Here is a 26,558-nt window from a genome sequence, read left to right on the forward strand (position 1 = left end):
GGGGAACGTTGAAACAAAATGTTTCAATATCCGCCATTCAAATCGCCAATGGTTCTTCTTCCATGGTCAGGACCTGGGACAGCAGGATAGAAGTTTGTTCCAGCCAGTAGGCTTCGGTTCCAAACCAGGGGAAGGCGCGGGGAAATGCCGGGTCCTGCCAGCGCTGGGCCAGCCAGGCGCTGTAGTGGATCAGGCGCAGCGTGCGCAGCGGCTCGATCAGGCGCAGTTCGCGCCGGTCGAAGTCGCGCAGCTGCTCATAGCCTTCCACCAGGGTGGACAGCTGTTGGCTGCGTTGGCGCCGGTCGCCGGACAGCAGCATCCACAGATCCTGCACGGCCGGGCCCATGCGGGCATCGTCCAGGTCCACGAAATGGGGGCCGCCCTGGCCGTTGTCGTCCACCGGCGTCCACAGGATGTTGCCGGGGTGGCAGTCGCCATGCAGGCGGATGGCGCGCACCGGGGTCTGCGCCAGTGCGTCGCGGGCCATGGCCAGTGCGGCCTCGCAGGCCGCCTGCCAGCGCGGCCGCACATGGGGCGGGATATCACCATGGGCCAGCAGCCATTGCAGCGGGGCGGCGCCCATCTGCTGGGCGTCCAGCGTCGGACGGTGGACAAAGTCCTGCTGGGCGCCGACGCTGTGCAGGCGGGCCAGAAAGCGGCCAATCCATTCCAGCGTGTCCCAGTCATCCAGCTCCGGCGTGCGCCCGCCGCGCCAGGGGCTGACGCTGAAGGCAAAGCCTGCATGCTGGTGCACGGTGCGGCCCTGCAGCTCCAGCGGGGCGACCACGGGGACTTCGGCCTGCACCAGCTGGCGCGAGAAGTCATGCTCCTCGGCGATCTGTGCCGCCGTCCAGCGCCCGGGCCGGTAGAACTTGGCCACGACTTTGCTGCCATCGTCCAGGCAGGCCTGGTAGACGCGGTTTTCGTAGGAGCCCAGGGCCTGCAGGCGGCCGTCGGGCCACAGTCCGGTGCCGGACAGGGCGTCCAGCACGCAGTCGGGCGTCAGCTGCGCATAGGGGTGGGTGGATTCGGTGGTGCTCATGCGGCCACATTGTCGTGTGCGTTCAGTGCCGCAAATGGCAGATGTTGTTTCACCAGGATGACGGTGCACGGGGCATCGCGGGCCACTCTCATGGGCACGGTGGCCACCAGGCGCTGCATCTGCAGGCCGTGTGTGGCGGCCCCCAGGATCATCAGCCCCACGTTGTTGCCTTCGGCATAGCGCACCAGGGCCTGGGCCACGTCGGTGGCTTCCAGCACGTGGTAGCTGACACCATGGCCGTGCAGGTCCAGCGGCTGTGCCCACTGCTTGAGGCGTGAGCGGTGCTGCCGGTGCAGCGTGGTTTCGCTGCGCTGGGCATCGGTGCTGCTGCTGGCCGAGGGGGAAATCACCGTCACCACGGCCAGCCGGGCGCCGGGGCGTATGCCCAGCGAACGGGCCACGGCCTGGCGCAGCGAGTACAGCGTGGCATCCGTCACGTCCTGGTGGGGGACGGCCACCATCAGGATGGGGCGTTCGCCGATCTGCTCGCTGGGCAAGGGGCTGGGTCGGTATTCCATGCCCGCCGCGCGCACCCAGCGCCGCAGCTTGGCACCCAGGGACAGGCCGTGCAGCCGCTGGCTGCGTTCGGTCAGCGGCACCTGTTCGGGGTGCTGCAGGTCAAAGGCCAGCTGGGCGGCCGTGGGGTAGCGCTGGGCGGCCTCGGGCTCCAGGCAGCGCAGGATGATTTCCTGCATCCATTCCGGCAGGTCGGGGCGCAGTGCGCGCGGCGGCTCGGGCGCCATCCACATGCGCTGGCGCAGGCCGCCGCTGGTGGCCGGGTTGCCAAAGGGCAGCTCGCCGGTGACCAGCTCGTACAGCATCACGCCGATGGCAAAGATGTCGCTGCGCAGGTCCCCGCGCACGCCCACGATCTGTTCGGGGGCCATCCAGGCGGGCGAGCCCACGGCCTTGCGCAGCTCTTCGGCCAGCAGGTCGGGGTAGTGGGCGTGGCAGGACAGGCCAAAGTCCAGCAGCACGGCGGCCCCGTCTTCCTTGATCAGCACGTTGCCGGGCTTCAGGTCCAGGTGGCAGCAATTCTGCTGGTGCAGGCTGTGGGCGGCCTGGGCCATGGCCGCCCCCAGCTGGGCCACCTGGTGCAGGCTGGGGCGCTCGGGCTGGTCCAGCCAGTGCTGCAGCGTGTGGCCGTGCACCTGCTCCATCACGATGTAGGGCAGGCGCAGCAGATCGCCGGCGGCCACAAAGTGGGGCACATGCGGGCCGGTCAGCACCGGGTGGATCTGCAGCTCGACCTCGAAGCTGACGATGTTCTCGGCCCCGTCCCCCGCCGTCATGCGCGGGATCTTCATCACCAGCGGAAAGCCGGGGCTGCTGGCGGCCTGGCGCGCACTGGCGTATTCCACGGCATAGATGTGGGCCATGCCGCCTGCGTGGATGCAGTCGAGGATGCGGAAACCGTCGACTTCGGTGCCGGGTGCGAGCTTTTTCATCGTCCCTCCTGCAGGCGCAGGGCAAATGCTTCGGGCAAGGGGGTGGCGCGCACCGCGCGGGCGGCGGCCTCGTGGTCGTAGGCCACGCGGTGGAACGTCAGGGTGAAGGCCATTTCGTCGAACAGCGCGTACATGGCACGGGTGTCGCCATCGCGGGGCTGTCCGCAGGAGCCGACGATGGCCAGCCACTGGCGGTAGGGTGGCACCGGCACGGGCACGCCGGGCTGGGGCGTGAAGCGCATGAGCTTGGCCGTCGGGGTCAGAAAGTACAGCGCCTGCTCATGCACATGGCCGCTGAAGACATAGCGGATATTGGGATCCAGCTGGGTGGCGGCGCTCATGCTGCGCTCGGCCGCCGCGCTGTTGTCCACGTAGTGCCAGCGCTGCGGGCCGTCGGCACTGGCATGCACCAGCAGCACCTGGCCGGCCTGGAAGGTCAGCGGCAGTGCGCCCAGAAGCTGGCGCTGCGCGGGGCTGAGCTGGTCGTGGGTCCACTGCGCGCCCTGGGCCCCTACATGGGTCACCTGTTCGGGCGGGTTCACGGCAATGGCATCGTGGTTGCCCTGCACGGCCCAGGCGCCTTGCGCCACTTCCTGCATCACCTGTTCCAGCACGGCCGCGGGTTCGCCGCCATAGCCCACCAGATCGCCCAGAAAGGCGACGCGCGTGGCGCCCTGGGCCCGCGCGTGCGCGAGGCAGGCCGTCAGGGCCTGGCGGTTGGCATGGACATCGGAGATCAGTGCGAGCTTCATGCCGCCCATCTTGGGCGCCCAAGCTGGCGGTGGGCTTGCAAGCGGTCTACGGGTTTGACCTAGGGGGCGGGCGCAACGGATCCAGGAGGCTGCTGTGTGAGGCGGGGCCTGCACTGGCACACTGCGGGCATGTCCGATGCTTTCCCTTTGTCCCAGCCCTGCGAAGACCGCGACTTTACGGACTGGCACCAGAACTGCCCCTGGTGCGCCGTGTGGGTGGTGTGGATTGCCTCCGAGGCCGTGGATGCCACCATCCAGGCGGCCCGCCACGCGCTGGGCGATGCGTTGCTGTCGCGCTATGCCCGCCAGCCCCACCTGACGGTGGCCTACCGCGGGCTGTGCGACGAAATGGCCCATGTGGCGGCCGAATTCGGCCCTGCCCAGCTGCAGGCCGATCTGGCGGCCCTGCAGGCGCTGGCCCAGCCGCCGTTTGCCGTCCAGCTGCAGGGCGTGGGCAGCTTCACCACCGTGCCCTATCTGGGTGTGGGGCAGGGTGCGGACATCCTGGCGCGCTTGCACGATGCGCTGGTGCCCTGGCCGCCGGCGCCGGGCTGGCATTACGTGCCGCATGTGACGCTGGGACATTACGCACGGGCCCTGCCGCTGCTGTGGGCCGTGGACCAGTTGCACACCGTGGGCGTGGGCCAGCCTCTGCTGCCGCTGGAGGTGCAGCAGCTGGCGCTGGTGCGCTATGCCAGCCATGACATTGCCGGCCCGCTGGTGCTGGAAGGGCTGTGGGATCTGCAGCAGCAGCGCTATCTGCCGCAGCCCGGTGCACTGTGGGGAGCAGGCTGAGGCGCCCATGAAAAAACCGGGCGCCAGGCCCGGTGGGGTTGCGGAGTGGCAGACACTCCATGCCCTTTGCTACGCACAGCCTCTGCGGCGCAGGACCGCAGAGGGGCGGCTCAAAACAATCTTCAGGCGATCTTCAGCGTCACGTCGATGTTGCCGCGCGTGGCGTTGGAGTAGGGGCAGACCTGGTGGGCAGTGTCCACCAGTTGCTGGGCCTGGGCCGAGTCCATGCCGGGCAGGTGGATGGTCATGCGCACGGCAATGCCATAGGCCTGGCCCACGGGGCCCAGGTCCACTTCGGCGTCCACGGCCAGGTCCTGGGGCAGTGCCAGTTTCTGGCGTGCCGCCACGGCCTTCATCGCGCCGATGAAGCAGGCGGAATAGCCCGCGGCAAACAGCTGCTCGGGGTTGGTGCCTTGGCCGGCACCGCCGGGGGAGGACAGGGCAATGTCCAGGCGGCCATCGTCGGTGCGCGAAGCGCCATCACGTCCGCCCGTGGTGTGGGCGTGGGCGGTGTAGAGAACTTTGTCGAGCTGTGCCATGGTGTCTTCCTATGCAAGAGTGTCCGGCAGTGCGGACGGGTGGAGGAAATCGTCTCTCTTCATTACCGGCGCGGCACCAGCTGCGCACGCAGGGCGTGGAGCTGGCCGGTGAGCGCCTGCAATTCGGGCAAGGTGCACTGCGTGCTCTGCAGCACGCAGGCGGGGATTTTTTCTGCCGCACTGCGCAGCGCGCGGCCGGCGTCGGTCAGCGCGATGCGCACGCGGCGCTCGTCCTGCGCATCGCGCAGGCGTGTCAGCAGGCCCGCCGATTCCAGCCGCTTGAGCAGCGGGGTCAGCGTGCCGGAGTCCAGGTACAGGCGTTCGCCCAGTTCCGACACCATGAGCTGGTCGCCTTCCCAGAGCACCAGCATGACGAGGTACTGCGGGTAGGTCAGGCCGATGTCTTCCAGCAAGGGCTTGTAGAGCTTGGTCATGGCCAGCGATGCCGAGTACAGCGCAAAGCAGACCTGGTTGTCCAGCTGCAGCAGTCGGGCACTGTCGGGGAGGAGGTCGGAGTCGGAACGCATGGGTAAATTATTGCCTGCAATTAAATTGTGTGCAATTTAATTGCGATGCCCATGCTGCCAGCAGGGCGGAATGCCGGCCACGCCACGCCACGCTGCGGCCGGCATGGCTGCGGCTAGGTTCCGGTGAACCGTGCCGGACGCTTTTCGATGAAGGAGCGCACGCCTTCGGCCGCGTCGTCGCTGTGGGCCAGGCGCTGCTGCACGGGGATGAAGTCCGCCACGGCCGCAGCCTGGCCCAGCTCGATGGCCTTGAGCACGTTCTGGCGCGTGGCCACCACGGCCTGCGGGGCCTGCTGGGCAATACGTTCGGCAATGCGCAGGGCTTCGGCCAGTTCCTGGCCGGCGGGCAGCACTTTCTGTACAAAGTTGCAGCGCAGGGCTTCGGCACTGTCGAACTCGTCCCCGGTCAGCAGGTGCAGCATGGCATTGCCCACCCCGGCACGTTCGGCCATGCGCAAGGTGGCACCGCCCGTGGGCATGATGCAGCGCTGCACTTCCAGCTGGGCAAAGCGGCAGTTGTCGGCCGCCACCACGATGTCGGCGCCCAGCATCAGCTCGATGCCCACGGTGAAGCAGATGCCCTTGACCGCGGCCACCATGGGCTTGGCGCGGCGGCGGTAGCCCACCAGGCCATAGTCGTGTGGCTCCACCAGCCCGGGCGGGATGGCTTTCTTGCCGCCCTTCAGATAGGCCGACATGATGGGCAGGTCCAGGCCGGCGGTGAAGTGCTCGCCAAAGGCGTGCAGCACGCCCACGCGCAGCGCCGGCTCGTCGTCCAGCCGGGTGTAGGCCTCGGCCAGCTGCTGGAACATGGCGGGCGTCCAGCCATTGCGTTTGGCCGGGCGGTTGATGCCGATCAGCAGCACATGGCCGCGCACTTCGCAGTGGATGCTGCCCTCGGGTGGGGGCGTCGGGGTTTCGATGGCAAGGGGCATGACAGGTCTCCTGCGCCGCACCTTAGGGTGCCCCACGGCCGGGCGCAGTCGCCCAGAAGACGAAAAGCCCGCGACCTGTCTCGCAGGTGTCGCGGGCTTGGCAGCGAAAACCGGCGGTGGCGCTGCGTCAGCGCACACCGGCCAGGGTCGCTTTAGTAGGTGTACACACCCTGGCCGGTCTTGCGGCCCAGGCGGCCGGCGGCCACCATTTCACGCAGCAGGTAGCTGGGGCGGTACTTGCTGTCGCCGAACTCTTCCAGGTAGACCTCCATCACGGCCAGGCACACGTCCAGACCGATCATGTCGGCCAGGGCCAGCGGGCCGATGGGCTGGTTGCAGCCCAGCTTCATGCCGGCGTCGATGTCTTCGGCGGAGGCCGTGCCTTCGCTCAGCACCTGGAAGGCTTCATTGATCATGGGCACCAGAATGCGGTTGACCACAAAGCCGGGGGCGTTCTTGACGGTGATGGGCGACTTGCCCAGCTTTTCCGACAGGGCCTTGACGGCGTCGTGCGTGGCGTCGCTGGTCTGCAGGCCGCGGATGATTTCCACCAGCGCCATCATGGGCACGGGGTTGAAGAAGTGCATGCCGATGAACTTGTCGGCGCGCTGGGTGACGGCACCCAGCTTGGTGATGGAGATCGACGAGGTGTTGGTGGCCACCAGCACGTCGTCATCCAGCAGCGCGTCCAGCTGCTTGAGGATCTTGACCTTCAGCTCGTAGTTTTCGGTCGCGGCTTCGATCACCAGCTGGGCGCCCTTGAGGTCGTCATAGCTGGTGGAGGTCTTGATCAGCGACAGGGCCTTTTCCTTGTCGGCGGCGGTGATCTTTTCCTTCTTGATCAGGCGGTCCAGGCTGCCGGACACGGTGGCCACGCCTTTTTGCACGGCGGCTTCGGAAATGTCCACCATCACCACGTTGATGCCCGACACGGCGCATGCCTGTGCGATGCCGTTGCCCATGGTGCCTGCACCCACGATGCCCACTGTCTGGATTGCCATATGAAAAGTCTCCTGAGAAAGAAAAAAAGCTCGGGCGAGATGGTATCGAAATTCCGTGGCATCCCCGTTAATGTGTAGCCCACTGTGCTGCTCGACAAGGCACGGATGGGACATATCCAATGCGAGACTACATCGTGATCGGGGGAGGGGCTGCGGGCTCGGTGCTGGCCGCGCGGCTGAGCGAGGAGCCTGGCACCCAGGTCTGCCTGCTGGAAGCGGGGCCGGAAGACGCCAGCCCGCTGCTGCGCTGCCCGGCAGGCCTGGCGCTGCTGCCCAAGACGGGGCAGTACAACTGGGGGTTCGCCACCACCCCGCAGTCCGGTCTGAACGGGCGGCGCGGTTACCAGCCCCGGGGCAAGGTGCTGGGCGGCTCCAGCGCGATCAACGCCATGATCTATATCCGGGGGCTGCCGTCCGATTTCGACTTCTGGGAGTCCGCAGGCAACCCGGGCTGGGGCTGGGATGACGTGCTGCCGTATTTTCTGCAGGCCGAAGGCAACAGCCGGGGCGCAGACTGCTGGCATGGCGCAGAGGGGCCGCTGCAGGTGAGCGATCTGCAGTCGCCCGACGCGCTGAGCCAGGCGTTTGTGCAGGCCGGCATGCAGGCGGGCTACCCGCGCAACACGGACTTCAATGGCCACAGCATGGAGGGCGTGGGCCTCTACCAGGTGTTCCAGCGCCAGGGCGCACGCTGCAGCGCCTACCAGGCCTATCTGGCGCCGCACCGCAGTCGCCCCAATCTGGAAGTGCGCACCGGCGCCCAGGTGTTGCGCATTCTGCTGGACGAAAACCGCCGCGCCTGCGGGGTGGAGGTGCTGTGCGGCGGCCGGCGCGAAACCCTGCACTGCCGGCGCGAGGTGCTGCTGTGCGCCGGCGCGCTGCAGTCGCCGCAGCTGCTGATGCTCTCCGGCATCGGCCCGGGGGCGCATCTGCACGCACTGGGCATGCCGGTGCAGGTGGACCTGCCCGGCGTGGGGGCGCACCTGCACGACCACCCGGATGTGACGGTGGTGCACAGCCTGCCGGGCACGGCGCTGGGCGTGGGGGTGTCGCTGCCCGGCCTGCAGCGCATTGCCCGGGGCGCATGGGAGTGGCGCCAGCACCGCACCGGCATGCTGACTAGCAATCTGGCGGAAGCGGGTGGCTTCATCCGCAGCCGGCCTGCAGAGCCGGAAGTGGACCTGCAGCTGCATTTCCTGCCCGGCAAGCAGGCTGACCATGGCCGGGGTCACCCCTGGGGGCATGGTTTCAGCTGCCATGTCTGTGTGCTGCAACCCGCCAGCCGGGGCCAGCTGCGGCTGGCCAGCCCGGACCCGATGGCGGCGCCGTTGATCGACCCGCAGTTTCTGTCCCATCCCGACGACATGGCGCGCCTGGTGCGCGGGGTACAGCGGGTGCGGGAGATACTGCGCCAGCCGGCGCTGGCGCAGCTGGGCGGACGGGAGATGGCGGAGCTGGACGCGGTGCAGGACGAGCGCGCCATCGCAGACTGGGTACGCAAGCGGGCCGATACCATCTACCATCCGGTGGGCACCTGCCGCATGGGGGTGGGTCCGCAGGATGTGGTGGACAGCCAGCTGCGCGTGCATGGCGTGCAGGGGCTGCGGGTGGTCGACGCCTCGGTGATGCCGCGCATCACCAGCGGCAACACCCAGGCCCCGACGGTGATGATTGCCGAGCGTGCCGCTGCGCTATTGCGCCATTTCGCCGCCGCGTGAAGCGCCGAGGTGAGCGCCTGCTTGGGGTGCAGGGCTGGCGGGGGTGGCCGGAATTGTTGCAGCGCAATAATTTATCGGGGTATAAAGCGTCATAGTCGTTTTGCGCAGCTTTGACTTGTGTCAAGCAGGGCGGAGTTGCTTTTGGTTTTCCGGGGCTTATTGCCGAGAATTGGTGCTTGTGCATCCATTTGTAAACCCGAGACACTGAGGCCATTTCATGGAGAACACCCCCTTCGCCGTGCCGGCGATCGATCCCAGCAAACAGCTTGATGACCAGGTGCAGGCGCAACTGAGCCGCCTGTGCATGGGCTTGTCGCCCATTGCCCTGGGGCTGGCGGCAGCCGACTGGGCCATGCACCTGGCGGCGTCGCCCGGCAAGCAGATGGCGCTGGCACACAAGGCGGTGGAACTGTCGCGCGAAGCGGTGCAGCGCAGCCTGACGCCCGCCAATCCCGAGACCCCGGAAAAAGACACCCGTTTCAAGGACTCCGCCTGGTCGCAGTGGCCGTACAGCGCGCTGAAGGAAGGTTTCAAGGCCAGCGATGCCTGGTGGCGCGAGGCCACCAAGGTCGACGGCATGACCCGCCACCACCGCCACATGGTGGATTTCTTTGCCCGCCAGGGCCTGGATGCGATGTCCCCGTCCAACTGGGCGGTGACCAATCCCGAGGTGCTGGCCAAGGCCCGCGAAACGCAGGGCGAAAGCCTGCGCAAGGGCTTTGAGCATTTCACCCAGGACCTGAAGGCCCTGCGCAAGGCCAAGGCCGATACGCCGGCCGAAGCGCTGGAGCCGCTGGAATTTGCCGTGGGCAAGGATGTGGCCTGCACGCCCGGCAAGGTGGTGTTCCGCAACCACCTGATCGAGCTGATCCAGTACCTGCCCACCACGGCCAAGGTGCAGGCCGAGCCGGTGCTCATCGTGCCGTCGTGCATCATGAAGTACTACATCCTGGACCTGTCGCCCGGCAACTCCATGGTCAAGTACCTGGTGGACCAGGGCCACACGGTGCTCATCGTCTCCTGGCGCAACCCCGATGCTTCGGACCGCGACCTGAAGATGCAGGACTACCTCTCCAGCGGTGTGCTGGCGGCGCTGGAAGCCACCAAGGCCCGCACCGGTGCGGCACGCGTGCACACCATGGGCTATTGCCTGGGCGGCACCTTCCTGGCCATCGTCGCGGCCACCCTGGGCCGCCTGGCGCGCAAGAAGCCCGGCGCCTGGAGCGCCAAGGAAAAAGCCCTGGTGCCTGCCGACCTGCCGGAGCTGGCCTCCGTCATGCTGCTGGCGGCGCAGACCGATTTCTCCGAACCCGGCGAGCTGGGGGTGTTCATCGACGACGACCAGCTGGAGAGCCTGCGCCGTTCCATGGCGGAAAAAGGCTATCTGTCGGGACGGCAGATGGGCGGCTCCTTCCAGTTCCTGGCCTCCAAGGACCTGGTCTGGTCGCGCAACACCAGCCGCTATCTGCTGGGCGAGGAAGACAGCAGCTTCGATCTGATGAGCTGGAATGCCGACCAGACCCGTCTGCCGGCGCGCATGCACACCGAGTACCTGACCTCGCTGTTCCTGAACAACGCGCTGGCCAACGGCCAGTACCGCTTTGCCGGGGCCACTGTGGCGCTGATGGACATCAGCGCGCCGATGATGGTGGTGGGAACCACGCGCGACCATGTCTCGCCCTGGAAGTCGGTCTACAAGATCCACCTGCAGACCGATACGCATGTGACCTTTGTGCTGGCCGCCGGCGGCCACAACGCGGGCATTGTGTCGGAGCCCGGCCGCCCGCGCCGCAGCTACCAGATCGCCAGCGTGGAAGACGGCCAGGGATGGATCGATCCCGACGACTGGGTGGCCCAGGCGCCGGTGATCCAGGGTTCCTGGTGGGAAGCCATGCACGCCTGGATCAGTGCCCGCTCCGGCGCGGCGATCCAACCTCCCGCCATTGCGGCGGAAAACGTGGTGTGTGATGCACCCGGTGACTATGTGATGGTGCGCTATGCAGACTGAAAACACGACAACCGAACTGGCCCTGCAGGAACATGTGGAGCGCCTGAGTGCCTCCATCGAGCGGCTGAACGCCCGCATTGCACGCCTGGCCACTGCGCTGGATGTGTCGCTGGACAAGGACAGCGAGGTGGAGCGGGTGCTGCAGCGCGAAACCAGTGCGCCCGGCGATACCCGCCAGCACCGCATGCGGGAAGAGCTGCGCGGCCTGCTGGTGCTGCGCTACGGCGTGACCACGCGCTTCACCCAGAAGCTGGGTGCGGAAGTGACGCGCGACCTCTTCATCTACGCCGAAGAAAAGCTGCTGCGCGAGGGCTTCCGCCCCGGCGCCGACGGCATCGATCTGCGCGCGCTCGAAGCAGAAGCGGCCTGATTCCCCATTTTTGATAGCGGCCTGCGCGCACTCAAGCGGCGTGCAAGGCGAAAAACCACCAAAGCGCCAGAGAGCGCTGCGGCCCCGCTTTACCCCGAAAGATCCTCTGACCATGACACAAGCGTCTTCCTCCTTCACTCTGCAAGGCAAAAAAGGCCTGATTCTGGGCATTGCCAACGACCACAGCATCGCCTGGGGGTGCGCCAAGATGGCCGTGCAGCAGGGCGCCCAGGTGGTGGCATCCTGCCTGAACGACAAGGCCCGCAAGTATGTGGAGCCGCTGACCCAGCCGCTGGGGATTGATCTGGTCAACTGCAATGTGGAAACCGAAGGCGAGCTGCAGGCCCTGGTGGACCATGCGGTCAAGACCATGGGGCAGATCGACTTCGTCATCCATTCCATCGCCTGGGCGCCCATGGAGGACCTGCACGGCGATGTGGTGGACAGCTCGCGCGAAGGCTTTGCCCGCGCCGTCAGCGTGTCCTGCCACTCGTTCGCCGAAGTGGCCAAGCTGTGCGCGCCGCACATGCCCAATGGCGGCAGCATGCTGTCCATGACCTACCTGGGCTCCGGCGAAGCCGTGCCCAACTACGGCCTGATGGGGCCGGTCAAGGCGGCGCTGGAATCGATGGTGCGCTACATGGCCATGGAGCTGGGGCCGCGGAACATCCGCGTGCATGCGGTGTCGCCCGGTCCCATTCTGACCCGTGCGGCCTCGGGCATTGCCGAGTTCGACAAGCTGATGCAGACCGCCATCGACAAGGCGCCGCTGCAGCGCCTGGTGACGCTGGAGGAAATTGCCAGCCTGTCGGCCTTTTTGTGCACCGACGCCGCGTCGGGCATGACCGGCCAGACGATCTATGTGGACGCCGGCGTCCACGCCATGGACTGAGCGCGTCCCCACCGCCAGCAGCGCGGGTGCCGCGCCGCCTTTTTCGTACAGTTTGACCGAGGTATCCCATGAACATGCAGAACCCGCACATCGACGAATGGATGGAAAACGTCACCTATGACGAGCTGAGCGTGGGCCAGAGCGCCCGCCTGGTGCGCACGGTGACGGTGGAGGACATCCAGGCCTTCGCTGCCGTCTCGGGCGACATCAACCCCGCTCACCTGAACGCCGAATACGCCGATGCCACCATGTTCCACGGCGTCATTGCCCACGGCATGCTCGGTGCGGCACTGATCTCGGCCCTGTTCGGCACGCAGTTCCCCGGCCCCGGCACCATCTACCTGGGCCAGGAGCTGAAGTTCACCAAGCCGGTGCGCATTGGCGATACGCTGACCGTGCTGGCCACGGTGACGGAAAAGGACGACGAGAAAAAGCGCATCGCCGTGGACTGCCAGGTCAGCAACCAGAAGGGCGAGGTGGTGCTCAAGGGCGTGGCCCGCCTGATGCCGCCCACGCAGAAGGTGCGTGTGCCCCGGGTCAACGCCCCCCAGATTCAGCTGTTCGACCCTGAAGCGCGTCAGAAGGCGCTGCTGGCCCGCACCGAAGGGCTGGACGCCGTGCGCTGCGCCGTGGTCCACCCCTGTGATGAAGGCTCGCTCAGCGGTGCCTTGGACGCGGCACAGCACGGCCTGATCGTGCCGGTGCTGATCGGCCCCGAAGGCCGTATCCGCCGCGTGGCCGAAGAAGCCGGCCTGAGCCTGGAAGGGGTGGAGATCCTGCATGTGGAGCACAGCCATGCGGCGGCCCAGCTGGCGGCCGAGATGGCCGCCAACAAGGACGTGGAAGTGCTGATGAAGGGCAGTCTGCACACCGACGAGCTGCTCAAGGCCGTGCTGGGTCAGCCTGCGCTGCGCACCGGACGCCGCCTGTCGCATGTCTTCCGCTTCGATGTGCCGCTGTATGCCAAGCCGCTGCTGATCACCGACGCGGCGATCAACATCCGCCCCACGCTGCCGGAGAAGGCGGACATCATCCAGAACGCCATCGACTTTGCCCGCATCATGGGCACGGAAGCGCCCAAGGTGGCGGTGCTGTCGGCCGTGGAAACCGTCACGCCGACCATTCCGTCCACCATCGACGCGGCGGCGCTGTGCAAGATGGCCGACCGGGGCCAGATCAAGGGCGGGCTGCTGGATGGCCCGCTGGCCTTCGACAACGCCATTTCACCTGAGGCCGTGCGCATCAAGGGGATTGACTCGGCCGTGGCCGGGCAGGCCGACATCCTGGCCGTACCGGACCTGGAAAGCGGCAACATGGTGGCCAAGCAGCTGGAGTACCTGGCCGGCGCTTCCGGCTCGGGCCTGGTGCTGGGCGCGCGCGTGCCTATTGCGTTGACCAGCCGTGCCGACGGCCCCACGGCCCGCGTGGCGTCTGCCGTGCTGGCCGTGCTGGCCGCGCACGACAGCCGCAAGAAGCAGGAAGCCGACGCGTGGAAGAGCGGACACTGAACCGCTGACTGATGGGGCCAAGCGGCCGCTGAGCCGCCGCCCGACCGCCATCCAAGGAGAAAACAATGGCCATTCTTGCCGTCAATGCCGGATCGTCCTCGCTGAAGTTCTCGCTGCACCCGCTGCAGGGCGGACAGGTGCAGCCCCATGTGCTCTCGGGCAACATCCAGGGGCTGGAGCCCGGCGGCACGCCGGCCATGGGGTGGACCTATCTGGGCAAAAAGCACCAGGAAGCCCTGGTGGTGCCTGCCGGCACCGCCCCTTTTGTTGCCGCACTAGAGAGCCTGCGCGCCCTGGTGCAGAAGCTCGAAGCCGCGCCCGACATCGAAGCGGTGGCCCACCGCGTGGTGCATGGCGGTGGCGTGTTCACCGAAAGCGTGCTGGTCACCAAGGAGGTGCTGGAACGCCTGGCCTGCTTCAATTCGCTGGCACCGCTGCACCAGCCGCACAATCTGGAAGGCATACGCCGCTTTCAGGCCGCCTTCCCGCAGTTGCCGCAGATTGCCTGTTTCGACACCGCCTTCCATGCCACCATGCCCGAGGTGGACTACGCCTTTGCCCTGCCCAAGGCGCTGCAGGAAGAAGGCGTGCGCCGCTATGGCTTTCACGGCCTGTCCTACCAGTACATCATGGGCATGTTGCTGGAGCACACCCTGCGCGGCCGTGGCCGCGTGGTGATGGCCCACCTGGGCAACGGTGCCAGCCTGTGCGCGGCGCTGGCCGGCTCCAGCGTGGCCACGACCATGGGCTTTTCGGCCCTGGACGGCTTGATGATGGGCACGCGCAGCGGCTCGCTGGATGCCGGGGTGCTGCTGTACCTGATGGAGCAGGGCTGGACCCATGCCCAGATGGAAAAGCTGCTCTACAAGCAAAGCGGCCTACTGGGGGTGTCCGGCATCTCGGCCGATATGCGCACGCTGCGCGCCAGCGACAGCCCGGATGCGGAACGTGCCATCCTGCAGTTCACCCACCGCGTGATCCGCGAAAGCGGTGCGCTGATGGCCTGCCTGGGCGGTCTGGATGTGCTGGCCTTTAGTGGCGGCATCGGCGAGAACGATGCGGTGCTGCGCGAGCAGGTCTGCAACCGCCTGGCCTGGACGGGGCTGCGCATCGATGAAGAGCGCAACCGCAATGCCGATGGCAAGGCGGCTTACGCCATCCATGCGCCCGACAGCCGCGTCGAAATCTGGGTCATTCCCACCGATGAAGGCCGTGTGGCGGCGCGCGAAGCGGCGCAGCTGCTGCAGACACTGAAGGCGGGTGGCCAGACCACGCCGTCGCTGGCACCGGCTTCCGTGGCCTGAAGCGGCATGCCCCACCGTGCGGAGGGGCCGCGGGGGCCCATGCGCGCCAGCGTGCGCAGCGGATGGCGCAGCACAGCGCCCGCTGCGCCGCCCGACGGGGAGGCCTGACAGCCTGGGCGCCAGGCGCCCGGTCCGGCAGGTTCTTGCTTACTGGAACGCCACTTCGTCGAAGCTGCGCAGCTTGCGGCTGTGCAGGCGTTGCGAGCCGCCCTGGCGCAGCAGTTCTACCGCGCGCATGCCGATGCGCAGATGCTGGTCCACACGCTCGCGGTAGAAGTGGTTGGCCATGCCCGGCAGCTTGATCTCGCCGTGCAGCGGCTTGTCGCTGACGCACAGCAAGGTGCCATAGGGCACGCGGAAGCGGAAGCCGTTGGCGGCGATGGTGGCGCTTTCCATGTCCAGCGCCACGGCGCGGCTCTGGCTGAAGCGGCGCTGGGGCAGGTTGTCGGGCAGCAGTTCCCAGTTGCGGTTGTCGGTGCTGGCCACGGTGCCGGTGCGCATGATGCGCTTGAGGTCGGGCCCTTCCATGGCCGTCACATCGGCCACGGCCTGCTGCAGCGCCTGCTGGATCTCGGCCAGGGCGGGAATCGGCACCCACAGCGGCAGTTCTTCGTCCAGCACATGGTCCTCGCGCACATAGGCGTGCGCCAGCACATAGTCGCCCAGCTCCTGGCTGTTGCGCAGGCCGGCACAGTGGCCCAGCATCATCCAGGCATGGGGGCGCAGCACGGCAATGTGGTCGGTGATGGTCTTGGCATTGGCCGGGCCCACGCCGATGTTGACCATGGTGATGCCGCTGTAGTCCTCGCGCACCAGGTGGTAGGCCGGCATTTGCGGCAGGCGGGGCGGTGCGGCACCCAGTTCGTCGATGGCCTGGGTTGGCAGCCCCGTCCGGCGGGTGACCACGTTGCCGGGCTCGATGAAGGCGATGTATTCGCTGTCTTCCTTGGCCATTTCGGCATGGCCCAGGCGGATGAATTCGTCGATGTAGAACTGGTAGTTGGTGAACAGCACAAAGTTCTGGAACCATTCCGGCGCGGTGCCGGTGTAGTGGCGCAGGCGGTGCAGCGAATAGTCCACGCGCGGCGCGGTGAACAGCGACAGCGGGAACGCCTGGCCCGGCTGGGAGCGCCAGGTGCCGTTGGCAATGCCGTCGTCCATGGCTTCCAGGTCGGGCAGGTCGAACACATCGCGCATCAGGATGCGACGTTCGGGGGACAGGCTGCCTTCCACATGGTCGTTGTCGGCGAACGAGAAATGGATGGGAATGGGCTGCTGGCTCAGCCCCACCTGGATGTCCACCCCATGGTTCTTGCGCAGCAGGCGGAACTGCTCCTGCAGGTAGCGCGCAAACAGGTCGGGGCGGGTGATGGTGGCGTCGTAGCGGCCCGGGCCCTCGACAAAGCCGTAGGCCAGCTTGGTGTCGGCGCGCGCCACGGTATGGGTTTCGATGCGCACCAGCGGGTAGTAGGCGTGCACCGGTGCGGAGAGCTGCTCTCCCGCGACAAAGCGGCGCATGGCATCGCGCAGGGTATCGACCTGCTCCTGGTAGAGCGCCTGGACGCAGGCCAGTGCAGCGAGCGGGTCGTCAAAACGGCGCATGCGCGCCGCAGAAGAAGTGTCTGGGGCAGGGTAGGGCATACCTTATTGTGCGACATTCGTGTGACAGCTGCGTGGCTGGGCTGGCGCAGCGGTGCGTGCCGACAACGGCCGTGTCCGCTGTCCGCATGGTCCACGGCAGGGCCGGCGGCGCGGCACAATGCAGCCGCCGACCTGCGCACGCAGGCCAGGCCATGGCCGGTCAGGGGACGGGTGCAGGCCGGATGGAGCAAGGAAGATACGGAAATGCTGAGCGTGGTACAGCGCGTCAAGACGGCGCGGGTGGAAGTGGACGGCCGGATCACCGGCCAGATTGAACAGGGCCTGCTGGCCCTGGTGTGCGCCGAACAGGGCGATACCGAGGCCGAGGCCGACAAGCTGCTGGCCAAGATGCTCAAGCTGCGCATCTTCCAGGACGATGCCGGCAAGATGAACAAAAGCCTGCAGGATGTGGGAGGCGGCCTGCTGGTGGTCAGCCAGTTCACCTTGGCGGCCGACACCAGGGGCGGCAACCGCCCCAGCTTCACCGGCGCGGCCGCTCCGGCCGAGGGTCAGCGCCTGTACGACTATTTCGTGGCACAGGCGCAAGGCAGCCACCCGGTGGTCCAGACCGGCATTTTTGCCGCCGACATGCAGGTGCACCTGGTCAACGACGGGCCGGTGACCATTCCGCTGCGCATAGCGCCGGCGGTGGCCGCAAACGGCCACTGAGCCGGGCCGCTGCCGGCGCTGGCGTACCCGGGCGGGGTGCCGGCTCACTGCATGGCGGCCCTGCACAAAGCCCGGGTGCCCGGGATAATCGCGGCATGAACACTTCCTCCAGCGCCGCCCAGGCCACCGCACCCACCGCTTTCTCGGCGCTGCCCCTGTCCCCCGAGATGCTCGCCAATCTGCAGCAGCTGGGCTATGCGCAGATGACGCCTATCCAGGCGGCCAGCCTGCCGCTGACACTGCAGGGCAAGGACCTGATTGCCCAGGCCAGCACCGGCAGCGGCAAGACCGCCGCCTTCGGTCTGCCCATGGTGGACCGCCTCAATCCGCGCTGGTTTGCCGTGCAGGCGCTGGTGCTGTGCCCCACGCGCGAACTGGCCGACCAGGTGGCCACCGAGGTGCGCCGCCTGGCCCGCGCCCAGGACAACATCAAGATCGTCACCGTCTATGGTGGCGTGCCGTCGCGCAACCAGATCGCCTCGCTGGAAAACGGGGCCCACATCGTCGTCGGTACGCCCGGCCGGGTGATGGATCTGATGGAGCGCGGCAAGCTCGACATCAGCAACCTCAAGACCCTGGTGCTGGACGAGGCCGACCGCATGCTGGACATGGGCTTCCTTGGCGATATCGAGACCGTGGTGCGCCAGTGCCCGGCCGATCGCCAGACGCTGCTGTTCTCGGCCACCTACCCGGACGGCATTGCCAGCCTGGCCACCCGCTTCATGCGCGACCCGCAGACCGTGAAGGTCGCCACCCAGCACAGTGCCAACAAGATCGTCCAGCGCTGGTACGAGGTGGATGCCAACGACAAGATCTACACGGTGCCCAAGCTGCTGGCGCATTTCCGCCCCGAGTCGAGCATTGCCTTCTGCAACACCAAGCAGCAATGCCGCGAGGTGGTGGCCGAGCTGCAGGCCCAGGGCTTCAGCGCACTGGCGCTGTTCGGGGAGCTGGAGCAGCGCGAGCGCGACGAGGTGCTGGTGCAGTTCGCCAACAAGAGCTGCAGCGTGCTGGTTGCGACCGACGTGGCGGCACGGGGCCTGGACATTGCCGATCTGTCTGCTGTCATCAATGTGGATGTGACCCCGGATCCCGAGGTGCACATCCACCGCATCGGCCGCACCGGCCGGGGCGACGCGGAAGGCCTGGCGCTGAATCTGGTGTCCATGGACGAAATGGGCAGCGTGGGCAAGATCGAGCAGCTGCAAGGCCGCGCTTCGGAGTTCTTCCCGCTGGAGGGGCTCACGCCGGCCGCCGGCGGTGAGCTGCTGCCGCCGATGGTGACCATCCAGATCATCGGCGGACGCAAGGAGAAGATCCGCGCTGGCGACGTGATGGGCGCCATGTGCGCCGACTTCGGTTACACCCGCGAGCAGATCGGCAAGATCAGCGTGAACGACTTTTCCACCTATGTGGCAGTTGACCGCCATATCGCCTCGGCGGCCTGCGCCAAGCTGAATGCGGGCAAGGTCAAGGGCAAGACGGTGAAGGCGCGCCTGCTCTGATCCCCTGGCCCCATGTGCTCTGGACCGCCTGGAGGCGGGTGGTGCGCGCAGGCCGGACGCAAAAAAGGCCTGGCAGCACGGCCAGGCCTGGGGGACACGGCAGGTGCTGCCGGATGGCTTATTTCAGCAGGCCTTGCACCTTGGCCAGTGCGGCCTGGCCGCACTTGTCGTCCAGGTGGCCGCCGGGGGCGCCGGCAATGCCCACGGCGCCGATGACTTCGTCACCGGCCTTGACGGGCAGGCCACCGCCCAACAGCAGGTAGCCCGGGATATGCACCAGATTGGCGGCACCGGGGTTCTTTTGTGCGCCTTCCATCATCGCCAGGGTGTTGTTCTTGGCGGATGCCGAGGTGAAGGCCTTGAGGCGGCTGCCTTCCAGCGTGTGGGGGCCGGCGTTGTCGGCACGCTGTACGGCACGCACGGTGCCGGCGCGGTCGACCACGGTGGCGGTGACGGCATAGCCATCGGCCGCGCAGGCGGCCACGCTCTGGGCCGCGATCTGGTTGGCCAGTTCCAGCGACATGTTTTTTTCCACGCGCACAGCCTGTGCATGGGAGGCGCTGGCGATCAGGCCCAGGCCCAGAACGAGTGCGGAAGAGAAGGTGCGGCGCATAGCAATTTTTCCTCAGTGAAAAGTGGCGCGCAGACAGTGCAGCGCTCGGTTGTCACTGTAAAAATTGCAGCAGCCAGGCGCCATTCGTGCGGCTACGCCCGGGCCTGCGTAGAACTACGGAGCGAGCGGCGTCGGCGGCTGCAGGCCGCGCACGCTACAGCTCCGTCAGCGGGGCATAGCGGCGAATCAGCCAGGCCAGCGAGGGTGCCTGCAGCTTGGCGAACAGATTGGCCCGGTGGGTTTCCACGGTGCGGGGCGACACATCCAGCGCACGGCCGATTTCCTTGTTGGTCAGTCCCTGCACGATCAGGGCCAGCACCTCGCGCTCCCGGGGCGACAGCTGGGCGTAGTGCTCCTGGGCCGCGCGGTCGGCCTGGGTCCGGGCGCGCAGGCGCACGTGCTGGCGTACCGCCGTCTGCAGGGCTTCCAGCAGCACTTCGTCATCGACGGGCTTTTCCAGGAATTCGGCCGCACCGCCCTTGAAGGCCCGCCGGCACATATCGACCGTGCCATGGCCGGTGAGCAGAATGACGGGCTGGTCTACCCCTTGCTCCATCAGCTGCGCCAGCAAGGCCAGCCCGCTGACGCCAGGCATGCGCACATCCAGCACGATGGCGCCGATGGACTGGCGGTCGAAGTGCGCGGCGAACAGCACTGGGTCGGCCCAGCTTTGCACCCGCAGGCCCACGGTGCTGATCAGCAGGGCCAGGCTGTCGCGCACGGCCTGGTCGTCGTCCACCAGGTGGATCAGTGGGGAGTGTTGGTGGTCACCGGATTCGGGCATGGAAGACATCAAGGGGTATCCGCGGCGCGGGTGGGCATGGCAGGCAGCTGCAGCTCGAAGCAGGCGCCGCACAAGGGGCCGCCGTCCGCCAGCCGCAGCTGGCCGCCCATGGATTCGGCCAGACCCTGGCTCAGCGTCAGCCCCAGGCCCAGACCCTGGGCGCGCGTGGTGGCAAAAGGGGTGAACAGGCGCTCGCGCAGCTCCGGGGCAATGCCGGGGCCGTTGTCCTGCACGGTCAGCAGCAGGTGCCGGCCCTGCGGGCGGTGTTGAATCAGCAGCTGCCGCTCGGCCGCGGGCACCTGCTCCATGGCCTGCAGGGCGTTCAGCAGCAGGTTGTGCAGGATTTGCTGCAGGGCAATCGGGTCGGCCTGGGCGGGCGGCAGGGGCGGCGTCGGCACCGGCGCCTGGCATTGCACCTGGCGCTGGCGCAGTTCGGGCTCCAGCAGGTGAAGGGCATCGGCCACGGCCTGTGGCAGCGGCACGGCCTGGGACTGCGTGGCGGTATCGGGCCGTTCCACCAGACGGCGCAGCCGACCGATCACGGCCGAGGCGCGCTTGGCCTGCTCGGCGGCCTGCTGCATGGCCTGGCGCGCGGCGTCCACATCCGGCTCGGCGTCGTCCAGCAGGCGGCGTGCGGCCTGGCTGTTGGAGAGGATGGCGGTCAGCGGCTGGTTCAGCTCATGGGCCATGCCGGCGGCCAGTTCGCCCAGGGTGTTGAGGCGCGCAATCTGGCCGTATTGCAGCAGCTGTTCGGCCCGCTGGCGGGCGGCGCGTTGCTGCCAGGCGGCCCGCAAGGCAGCCACTGCCAGTGCCCAGGCCAGTGCCCAGACCAGCATGCTGGGCCACGGCAGCAGGCGCGGGTGCAGCTTGTAGCGTTCATGCAGCTCCAGCACTTGGCTGGGGGAGGACAGGGTCTTGCTGACGGACAGGGCCCAGCCGGGCGCCTGGGCATCGTCCGCGCCGTGCTGCAGCACCAGGCTTTGCGCGCCTTGTGCCAGCCAGATGCGCACCGGGCTGTGGCTGGCGGGATAGGGCCATTCATCGGCGGGCACGGTGGCGTGCAAGTCCAGTTTCAGCGCGTAGCTGGCGGGCTGGCCGGCCTGGACCACAAACAGCTTGCCCTGGGCCAGGCGGCTGGCGTCCATCTGCGCATGGCCGCTGGCGGCGGACTGCTGCTCCAGCGCCTGCAGGTCCGCCGGCCAATGGGCCGGCCAGGGCTGGTCGTTGCGCCGCTGGGCCACGCCCAGCACCTGGGGGTACAGCGTGGAGAGCCCGCTGCTGCCGGCATTGGCCGCGGCATCGCCGGACAGGGCCGGCTGCAGCAGCGACAGCGTGGCCAGAATGGCATCGTGCTGCGCCAGCTGCTGGCTCAGCAGCCGGTGGGCCACGCGGGCATTGGTGGTGAAGGTTTCGTGCAGTTCCTGCAGGCGTTGCTGGGCCAGCCACGCGGCGCCGCCGCCTGCGGCGAGTGCCCAGGCCAGCAGCCATCCAAGCCATGGGCGCTTCCAGTTCATGGCGCGGATTGTGGCATCCGAAAGGATCCTCCGGCACCGGTGGGGGCGTCCATGCCCGCCGCGCCGCCGTGGCCCCGGGCGCGCGGATGCGGCCGGGTCAGCCCTTGGCGAAGAACAGGCCGGCCATCACCAGGCCGGTGGCCACAATGCCCCAGCGCAGCACGGGCGCAGGGATACGGCGCGCCACGCGGGCGCCGCCATAGCCGCCGGCGGTGGCCGCCACCATCATCAGCAGGGCCTGCGGCCATTCCACAATGCCGCCGACGGCGTAGATGGCCACGGCAATGGCCGTCAGCAGGGCGGAGACCACGTTCTTCATGCCGTTCATGGCGTTCAGCTGGGTCTGGCCCAGCAGGCCGAACAGGGCCAGCAGCAAGATGCCCAGGCCACCGTTGAAGTAGCCGCCGTAGATGGCCACGGCCAGCATGCCCAGGGCGGCCTTGCCGGCGGACGGGGCGGCGTGCGCCGCGTTTTTGCCGGCGGCCCAGGCGCGCAACTGCGGACCGAAGGCGAACAGGGCGGTGGCGGCCAGCAGCAGCCAGGGCACCACCTTGCGGAAGGTCGCATCGGGCGTGAACAGCAGCAGCGCGGCGCCGGCCGATCCGCCCAGCAGCGACAGTGCCACCACCTGCCGCATGGACAGACCGGGGGGCGGGGCCATGTCGTCCTTGAAGCCCCAGGCCCCGGCGGCGTAGCCGGGCAACAGGGCCACGGTTCCGGTGGCATTGGCCACCACGGGCGGCACGCCGGTGAAGACCAGAGCGGGCAAGGTCAGAAAGCTGCCGCCGCCTGCCACGGCGTTCAGCGCGCCGGCCACAAAAGCGGCGGCCAGCAAAAGTGCGATATGGCTCGCAGGGCCCAGGCCCAGAGCTTCCATGCAGTTGTCTCCCTATCGGTGTTGTTGTGCGGTCGGTGCTCCGGGGCGGTCTGCAGCCAGTACCCCGTGGCGCGATCTTAGGGGGAGGTGCGGCGCGGTTTGGCTCGGCTGCAGCAAAGCAGTTTTGCGCGAACCACTTAAAAGCTTATTTGGAAATAAAGAAGTTGTTAAATATTCTTTTGAGGAATAAAAAAGACTTCGCAGAATGCGGCTCCTGCCTTCAAGGAGTGTCCCGTGAACCTGCACCGCCATCTTTTCTGCACCGCCTGGGCCGCCTGCGCCATGGTGGCCGTGCCGCTGACTGCCCTGGCGCAGGGGCCGGACTACCCCGCCCGCGCGGTGAAGCTGCTGGTGGCGAACGGCCCGGGCAGTGCCCCGGACATCCTGGCACGCCAGGTGGGCCAGCAACTGTCCAAAGGCTGGAGCCAGCCGGTGCTGGTGGAGAACAAGGGTTCGGCCGGCGGTGTCTCGGCGGTCGATGCCGTGGTCAAGTCCGCGCCGGACGGCCACACCTTGCTGGTGGGCGGAGACGGAGCCATCACCATCATGCCCCACCTGCAGCAGCACCTGCCGTATGACGTCAAGCAGGATCTGGTGCCCATCATCAAGCTGGGCCAGGTCGATTTTGTGCTGGTGGCCCACCCGCGCCATGGTTTCAAGACCGTGCAGGACCTGGTGAAGGCCGCGAAAGCCAGGCCGGGCGGGTTGAACTACGCGTCGGCCGGTACGGGCAGCGCCCTGCACCTGTCGATGGAGCTGCTCAAGCAGCGCGCGGGCTTTTTTGCCACCCACATCCCCTACCGGGGCGGCCCACAGGGACTGCAGGATGTGCTGGCCGGGCAGGTGGATGCCATGTTCATTGCCGTGGCGCCGGCGCTGGCGCATATCCAGAGCGGCAAGCTGGTGGCGCTGGCCGTGTCGGGTGCGCAGCGCAATCCGCTGCTGCCCCAGGTGCCCACCGTGGGCGAGACCTATGCGGGCTACCAGTCGGCCACCTGGTTCGGCCTGTTCGCCCCCAAGGGCACGCCCCAGCCGGTGCTGCAACAGCTGGCGCGCGATGCCGGCCAGACCCTGGCCGATCCCCAGCTGCGCAGCCAGCTGGCCCAGCAAGGCATTCAGACCACCGGCGAGACGCAGCAGGCATTTGCCCGGCAGGTGCAGGGCGACTATGTGCGCTACGCACAGCTGGTGCAGGCGATCGGCTTGAAGCTGGAGTGAGCGGCGGCCAGGAGGAGGCCGCCCGAGGTTGTGTGGCGCGCAGCGCCGTGCCTACTTGGCGTACGGGTCGGCGTAGCCCAGCTCGGCCATGATGTCGGTCTCGTAGGCCTCCATCTCGTCGGCATCGGCCTCGCTGGTCTCGTGGTCCCAGCCCTGGGCGTGCAGCGTGCCGTGCACCAGCAGGTGGGCGTAATGCTCTTCCAGGGTCTTGTTCTGTTCCTGCGCCTCGCGCTCCACCACCGGGCCGCAGATCACCAGGTCGGCCATCACCGTGGGTTCCTGCTGGTAGTCGAAGGTCAGCACATTGGTGGCGTAGTCCTTGTGGCGGTACTCGCGGTTGAGCTGCTGGCCTTCTTCGGTGCCGACGATGCGCACCGTCATTTCGGCATCCACTGCCAGCGCATGGCGGATCCATTTCGTGACCAGACTGCGGGTCAGCAGGGCGCGGTGGGCGGCCAGGTTGTCGAACTTGCCAAACTGCAAGGAGAGTTCTAGTTGGTTGAGAGCCATATCAAATGTCCAGTGTGCGCGCTCCGTCCGGGCGCCTGGCGCCGCCCATGCCGTGGGGCAGACGCCCGGCAGCGCCGGATCGCCGCCAGGGCGGCCGGGTCGATTGAGGCCAGGGCGCGAAGCGGTGCGGGAGGTCAGCGGGCGCGGCCGGTCCCGTTGGCGTCGTAGGCGTCCACAATGCGCGCCACCAGCGGGTGGCGCACCACGTCGGCGCTGGTGAAGCGGTTGATGGAGATGCCCTTGACCCGCTTGAGCACGCGTTCGGCGTCGATCAGGCCGCTCATCGCCCCCTTGGGTAGGTCGATCTGGCTCACGTCGCCCGTCACCACGGCCTTGGCGCCAAAGCCGATGCGGGTGAGGAACATCTTCATCTGCTCGGGCGTGGTGTTCTGCGCCTCGTCCAGGATCACAAAGGCGTTGTTCAGCGTGCGCCCGCGCATGAAGGCCAGCGGCGCGATCTCCAGCGCATTGCGCTCGAAGGCCTTCTGCACCTTGTCGTAGCCCATCAGGTCGTACAGCGCGTCGTACAGCGGGCGCAGATAGGGGTCGACCTTCTGTGTCAGGTCACCGGGCAGAAAGCCCAGGCGCTCGCCGGCTTCCACAGCCGGACGGGTCAGCACAATGCGCTGCACGGCGCTGCGCTCCAGCGCGTCCACGGCGCAGGCCACGGCCAGGTAGGTCTTGCCAGTGCCGGCCGGGCCAATGCCGAAGGTGATGTCGTGCTTGCCGATGTTTTCCAGGTACATGGCCTGGTTGGGCGTGCGTGCGCGCAGGTCGGCGCGGCGGGTGGTCAGTTGCACGGCGGTGGCGTCGGGCTCCAGCATCTCGGCGTCGCCGGCCAGCATCAGCTGCAGCGTGTCGTCGGAGATGGGGGCGTCGGCCATTTCATACAGGGCCTGCAGCAGCTCCATGGCCTGCTGGGCCTTGGCCTTGGGGCCGTCCACCTTGAATTGCTCGTGGCGGTGGGCGATCTTGACCTGCAGCCCCACTTCGATGGTGCGCAGGTGGGCATCGGCCGGGCCGCAGAGATTGGCCAGGCGCAGGTTGTTGTGGGGTGTGAAGGTGTGGCGCAGTATCACGCGGATAATTCCATCCAATGTGCCGCTACCACAGCGGCGAAAGTAGCGGTAAAAGCAGCGGCTTAAGGAAACCAATGATAGGCAAACTGACGGGCACCCTGATCGAGAAGAACCCTCCCGAGGTTCTGCTGGACGTGCATGGCGTGGGCTATGAGGTCCAGGTGCCCATGAGCACGTTCTACAACCTGCCCGGGCTGGGCGAGAAAGTCAGCCTGTTGACGCACTTTATCGTGCGCGAGGATGCGCAGCTGCTGTATGGGTTTGCCACCCCGCAGGAGCGTCAGACTTTTCGCGAGCTGATCAAGGTCAGCGGCGTGGGGCCGCGCACCGCGCTGTCGGTGCTGTCGGGTATGGGGGCCGACGATCTGGCCCAGGCCGTGACGCTGCAGGAAGCCGGTCGCCTGGTCAAGGTGCCTGGCATCGGCAAGAAGACGGCAGAGCGCTTGCTGCTGGAGCTCAAGGGCAAGCTGGGCGACGCGATCGGCGGCAGCGGTGCGGCGGCCCAGATCAAGAGCGATGCCCAGGGGGACATCCTGCAGGCCCTGGTTGCGCTGGGCTATTCCGACAAGGAGGCCACCGCCAGCCTCAAGGCGCTGCCGGCCGATGTCGGTGTCTCCGAAGGCATCAAGCTGGCGCTCAAGGGCCTGACCAAGTAGGCACGGCTGCCCGGCCATGCCCGCCGTGGCGGGAGCGCCGAGGGGCGGCTGGGCTTATTTGCGGGCTGCGGCCTGCAGCTTTTCGACTGCGGCCCGGGTCTGCGCCACATGGGCCTCGGGGTCGGAGCCGATGTGCACGAACTTCACCTTGCCGTCCTGGCCGATCACGTAGGAGATGCGGTCGGCACGCGCCGGGTTCGCGGCGGCTGCGGCGTCGTAGGCCCGGATGGTCTGGGCCTGGGGATCGGAGGCCACGGCAAACTGGTCGCGGCAGGCTTCGGTGGAGAAGCGCTGCAGCGTGGCGATGTCGTCGTGCGACATGCCCACCACGGTGGCTCCCAGCGCGGCGAACCGGGGCGTGGCCTCGGCAAAGGCATGGGCCTCCAGCGTGCAGCCCTGGGTGAAGGCCTTGGGGAAGAAGTACAGCACCACCGGGCCTTTTTTCAGCGTGGCAGCCAGGTCGAACGTAAAAGGCTTGCCTGCCACGGCTGCGGGCGTGGTGAATGCGGGCGCGGCGTCGCCCACCTGGAGGGCCGCCTGGGCCTGGGCGGCGCACAGCAAGGCCAGTGCGGCCGCCGTCTTCAGCACGCGGGGAAAGGTCATGGCAGTTCCTGAAAAAGAGTGCAAAGGGGCTGCCAGCATGCCACGGCCGG

26 protein-coding genes are annotated in these 26,558 nt (G+C 67.5%); 11 read left to right on the forward strand and 15 right to left on the reverse strand.

Annotation, left to right across the window (positions count from 1 at the left end):
• Positions 1 to 37: 37 nt before the first annotated feature.
• From KW830_RS19855 to KW830_RS19865, 3 genes are read right to left on the reverse strand one after another with little or no spacing between them, the layout of a single operon-like run.
• Complete coding sequence (locus tag KW830_RS19855) at positions 38 to 1,042, reverse strand: serine/threonine protein kinase (protein ID WP_218334160.1); 1,005 nt, start codon at positions 1,040 to 1,042, stop codon at positions 38 to 40.
• On the reverse strand, positions 1,039 to 2,490 hold the full coding sequence (locus KW830_RS19860) for a bifunctional serine/threonine-protein kinase/universal stress protein (RefSeq protein ID WP_218334161.1): 1,452 nt from the start codon (positions 2,488 to 2,490) through the stop codon (positions 1,039 to 1,041). Before KW830_RS19860 ends, KW830_RS19855 begins: the two co-directional genes overlap by 4 nt.
• On the reverse strand, positions 2,487 to 3,242 hold the full coding sequence (locus KW830_RS19865; protein ID WP_218334162.1) for a metallophosphoesterase: 756 nt from the start codon (positions 3,240 to 3,242) through the stop codon (positions 2,487 to 2,489). Before KW830_RS19865 ends, KW830_RS19860 begins: the two co-directional genes overlap by 4 nt.
• Before the next feature lie 129 nt (positions 3,243 to 3,371).
• Here KW830_RS19865 and KW830_RS19870 point away from each other — a divergent pair, with 129 nt between their 5' ends.
• Entirely contained in the window at positions 3,372 to 4,037 is a 666-nt protein-coding gene (locus KW830_RS19870; protein ID WP_218334163.1) for a 2'-5' RNA ligase family protein, read from the forward strand.
• 122 nt (positions 4,038 to 4,159) lie between these two features.
• Here KW830_RS19870 and KW830_RS19875 read toward each other — a convergent pair whose 3' ends face one another.
• The 4 genes from KW830_RS19875 to KW830_RS19890 form a co-directional block, all read right to left on the reverse strand.
• On the reverse strand, positions 4,160 to 4,576 hold the full coding sequence (locus tag KW830_RS19875) for an organic hydroperoxide resistance protein (protein WP_218334164.1): 417 nt from the start codon (positions 4,574 to 4,576) through the stop codon (positions 4,160 to 4,162).
• A gap of 62 nt (positions 4,577 to 4,638) precedes the next feature.
• On the reverse strand, positions 4,639 to 5,103 hold the full coding sequence (locus tag KW830_RS19880) for a MarR family winged helix-turn-helix transcriptional regulator (protein WP_066541143.1): 465 nt from the start codon (positions 5,101 to 5,103) through the stop codon (positions 4,639 to 4,641).
• Positions 5,104 to 5,216: 113 nt separating this feature from the next.
• Positions 5,217 to 6,038 (reverse strand): crotonase/enoyl-CoA hydratase family protein, encoded by an 822-nt coding sequence (locus KW830_RS19885; protein ID WP_066541141.1) that lies wholly within the window; start codon positions 6,036 to 6,038, stop codon positions 5,217 to 5,219.
• A gap of 152 nt (positions 6,039 to 6,190) precedes the next feature.
• Entirely contained in the window at positions 6,191 to 7,039 is an 849-nt protein-coding gene (locus KW830_RS19890; RefSeq protein ID WP_218334165.1) for a 3-hydroxybutyryl-CoA dehydrogenase, read from the reverse strand.
• A gap of 119 nt (positions 7,040 to 7,158) precedes the next feature.
• Here KW830_RS19890 and KW830_RS19895 point away from each other — a divergent pair, with 119 nt between their 5' ends.
• The 6 genes from KW830_RS19895 to KW830_RS19920 all read left to right on the forward strand — a co-directional run bounded on the left by KW830_RS19895 (position 7,159) and on the right by KW830_RS19920 (position 14,839).
• Entirely contained in the window at positions 7,159 to 8,757 is a 1,599-nt protein-coding gene (locus KW830_RS19895; protein WP_218334166.1) for a GMC family oxidoreductase, read from the forward strand.
• 217 nt (positions 8,758 to 8,974) lie between these two features.
• The gene (locus tag KW830_RS19900; protein WP_218334167.1) at positions 8,975 to 10,765 is read left to right on the forward strand and encodes an alpha/beta hydrolase; all 1,791 of its coding nucleotides are present in this window, start codon (positions 8,975 to 8,977) and stop codon (positions 10,763 to 10,765) included.
• Positions 10,755 to 11,135 carry a hypothetical protein gene (locus tag KW830_RS19905; protein WP_218334168.1) on the forward strand — a complete coding sequence of 127 codons (381 nt, stop codon included), beginning with the start codon at positions 10,755 to 10,757 and terminating at the stop codon, positions 11,133 to 11,135. The genes KW830_RS19900 and KW830_RS19905 overlap by 11 nt, the downstream gene beginning before the upstream one ends.
• A 112-nt stretch (positions 11,136 to 11,247) precedes the next feature.
• The gene (gene fabI / locus KW830_RS19910; RefSeq protein WP_218334169.1) at positions 11,248 to 12,027 is read left to right on the forward strand and encodes an enoyl-ACP reductase FabI; all 780 of its coding nucleotides are present in this window, start codon (positions 11,248 to 11,250) and stop codon (positions 12,025 to 12,027) included.
• A gap of 68 nt (positions 12,028 to 12,095) precedes the next feature.
• Positions 12,096 to 13,535, forward strand: coding sequence for a bifunctional enoyl-CoA hydratase/phosphate acetyltransferase (locus KW830_RS19915; RefSeq protein ID WP_218334170.1), 1,440 nt, complete (start codon positions 12,096 to 12,098; stop codon positions 13,533 to 13,535).
• 65 nt (positions 13,536 to 13,600) lie between these two features.
• Positions 13,601 to 14,839, forward strand: coding sequence for an acetate/propionate family kinase (locus KW830_RS19920; RefSeq protein ID WP_218334171.1), 1,239 nt, complete (start codon positions 13,601 to 13,603; stop codon positions 14,837 to 14,839).
• A gap of 147 nt (positions 14,840 to 14,986) precedes the next feature.
• Here KW830_RS19920 and KW830_RS19925 read toward each other — a convergent pair whose 3' ends face one another.
• Entirely contained in the window at positions 14,987 to 16,441 is a 1,455-nt protein-coding gene (locus KW830_RS19925) for an AMP nucleosidase (protein ID WP_218334172.1), read from the reverse strand.
• A gap of 243 nt (positions 16,442 to 16,684) precedes the next feature.
• On the opposite strand from KW830_RS19925, the gene dtd reads away from it, so the two are divergent.
• Together dtd and dbpA are read left to right on the forward strand one after the other, a co-directional pair.
• Complete coding sequence (dtd, locus tag KW830_RS19930; RefSeq protein WP_218334173.1) at positions 16,685 to 17,149, forward strand: D-aminoacyl-tRNA deacylase; 465 nt, start codon at positions 16,685 to 16,687, stop codon at positions 17,147 to 17,149.
• A gap of 95 nt (positions 17,150 to 17,244) precedes the next feature.
• Positions 17,245 to 18,654: an ATP-dependent RNA helicase DbpA gene (gene dbpA / locus KW830_RS19935; RefSeq protein ID WP_218334174.1), complete on the forward strand. Its 1,410-nt coding sequence runs from the start codon at positions 17,245 to 17,247 to the stop codon at positions 18,652 to 18,654.
• A gap of 118 nt (positions 18,655 to 18,772) precedes the next feature.
• Here the strand turns inward: dbpA and KW830_RS19940 are convergent, their stop codons facing one another.
• The 4 genes from KW830_RS19940 to KW830_RS19955 form a co-directional block, all read right to left on the reverse strand.
• Positions 18,773 to 19,267: a heme-binding protein gene (locus KW830_RS19940; protein WP_066541121.1), complete on the reverse strand. Its 495-nt coding sequence runs from the start codon at positions 19,265 to 19,267 to the stop codon at positions 18,773 to 18,775.
• Between the two features lie 154 nt (positions 19,268 to 19,421).
• Positions 19,422 to 20,051, reverse strand: a complete 630-nt coding sequence (locus KW830_RS19945; RefSeq protein ID WP_218334175.1) for a response regulator transcription factor — start codon at positions 20,049 to 20,051, stop codon at positions 19,422 to 19,424.
• An 8-nt stretch (positions 20,052 to 20,059) separates the two neighbouring features.
• Positions 20,060 to 21,565 carry a sensor histidine kinase gene (locus tag KW830_RS19950; protein ID WP_218334176.1) on the reverse strand — a complete coding sequence of 502 codons (1,506 nt, stop codon included), beginning with the start codon at positions 21,563 to 21,565 and terminating at the stop codon, positions 20,060 to 20,062.
• Positions 21,566 to 21,662: 97 nt separating this feature from the next.
• Positions 21,663 to 22,442: a sulfite exporter TauE/SafE family protein gene (locus KW830_RS19955; RefSeq protein WP_218334177.1), complete on the reverse strand. Its 780-nt coding sequence runs from the start codon at positions 22,440 to 22,442 to the stop codon at positions 21,663 to 21,665.
• Between the two features lie 234 nt (positions 22,443 to 22,676).
• Here KW830_RS19955 and KW830_RS19960 point away from each other — a divergent pair, with 234 nt between their 5' ends.
• Positions 22,677 to 23,660: a Bug family tripartite tricarboxylate transporter substrate binding protein gene (locus KW830_RS19960; protein ID WP_370626161.1), complete on the forward strand. Its 984-nt coding sequence runs from the start codon at positions 22,677 to 22,679 to the stop codon at positions 23,658 to 23,660.
• A 51-nt stretch (positions 23,661 to 23,711) separates the two neighbouring features.
• Here KW830_RS19960 and ybeY read toward each other — a convergent pair whose 3' ends face one another.
• Complete coding sequence (gene ybeY, locus KW830_RS19965) at positions 23,712 to 24,170, reverse strand: rRNA maturation RNase YbeY (RefSeq protein ID WP_218334178.1); 459 nt, start codon at positions 24,168 to 24,170, stop codon at positions 23,712 to 23,714.
• A gap of 134 nt (positions 24,171 to 24,304) precedes the next feature.
• Entirely contained in the window at positions 24,305 to 25,249 is a 945-nt protein-coding gene (locus KW830_RS19970; RefSeq protein ID WP_066541111.1) for a PhoH family protein, read from the reverse strand.
• A 74-nt stretch (positions 25,250 to 25,323) separates the two neighbouring features.
• Here KW830_RS19970 and ruvA point away from each other — a divergent pair, with 74 nt between their 5' ends.
• On the forward strand, positions 25,324 to 25,905 hold the full coding sequence (gene ruvA, locus KW830_RS19975) for a Holliday junction branch migration protein RuvA (RefSeq protein ID WP_066541109.1): 582 nt from the start codon (positions 25,324 to 25,326) through the stop codon (positions 25,903 to 25,905).
• Between the two features lie 54 nt (positions 25,906 to 25,959).
• On the opposite strand, the gene KW830_RS19980 is transcribed toward ruvA, so the two are convergent.
• Positions 25,960 to 26,508 carry a peroxiredoxin gene (locus KW830_RS19980; protein WP_066541107.1) on the reverse strand — a complete coding sequence of 183 codons (549 nt, stop codon included), beginning with the start codon at positions 26,506 to 26,508 and terminating at the stop codon, positions 25,960 to 25,962.
• Positions 26,509 to 26,558: the final 50 nt, after the last annotated feature.

Origin of the sequence: Comamonas sp. CMM03 (assembly GCF_019218715.1) — a bacterium.
GTDB classification, from domain to species: domain Bacteria; phylum Pseudomonadota; class Gammaproteobacteria; order Burkholderiales; family Burkholderiaceae_C; genus Comamonas; species Comamonas terrigena.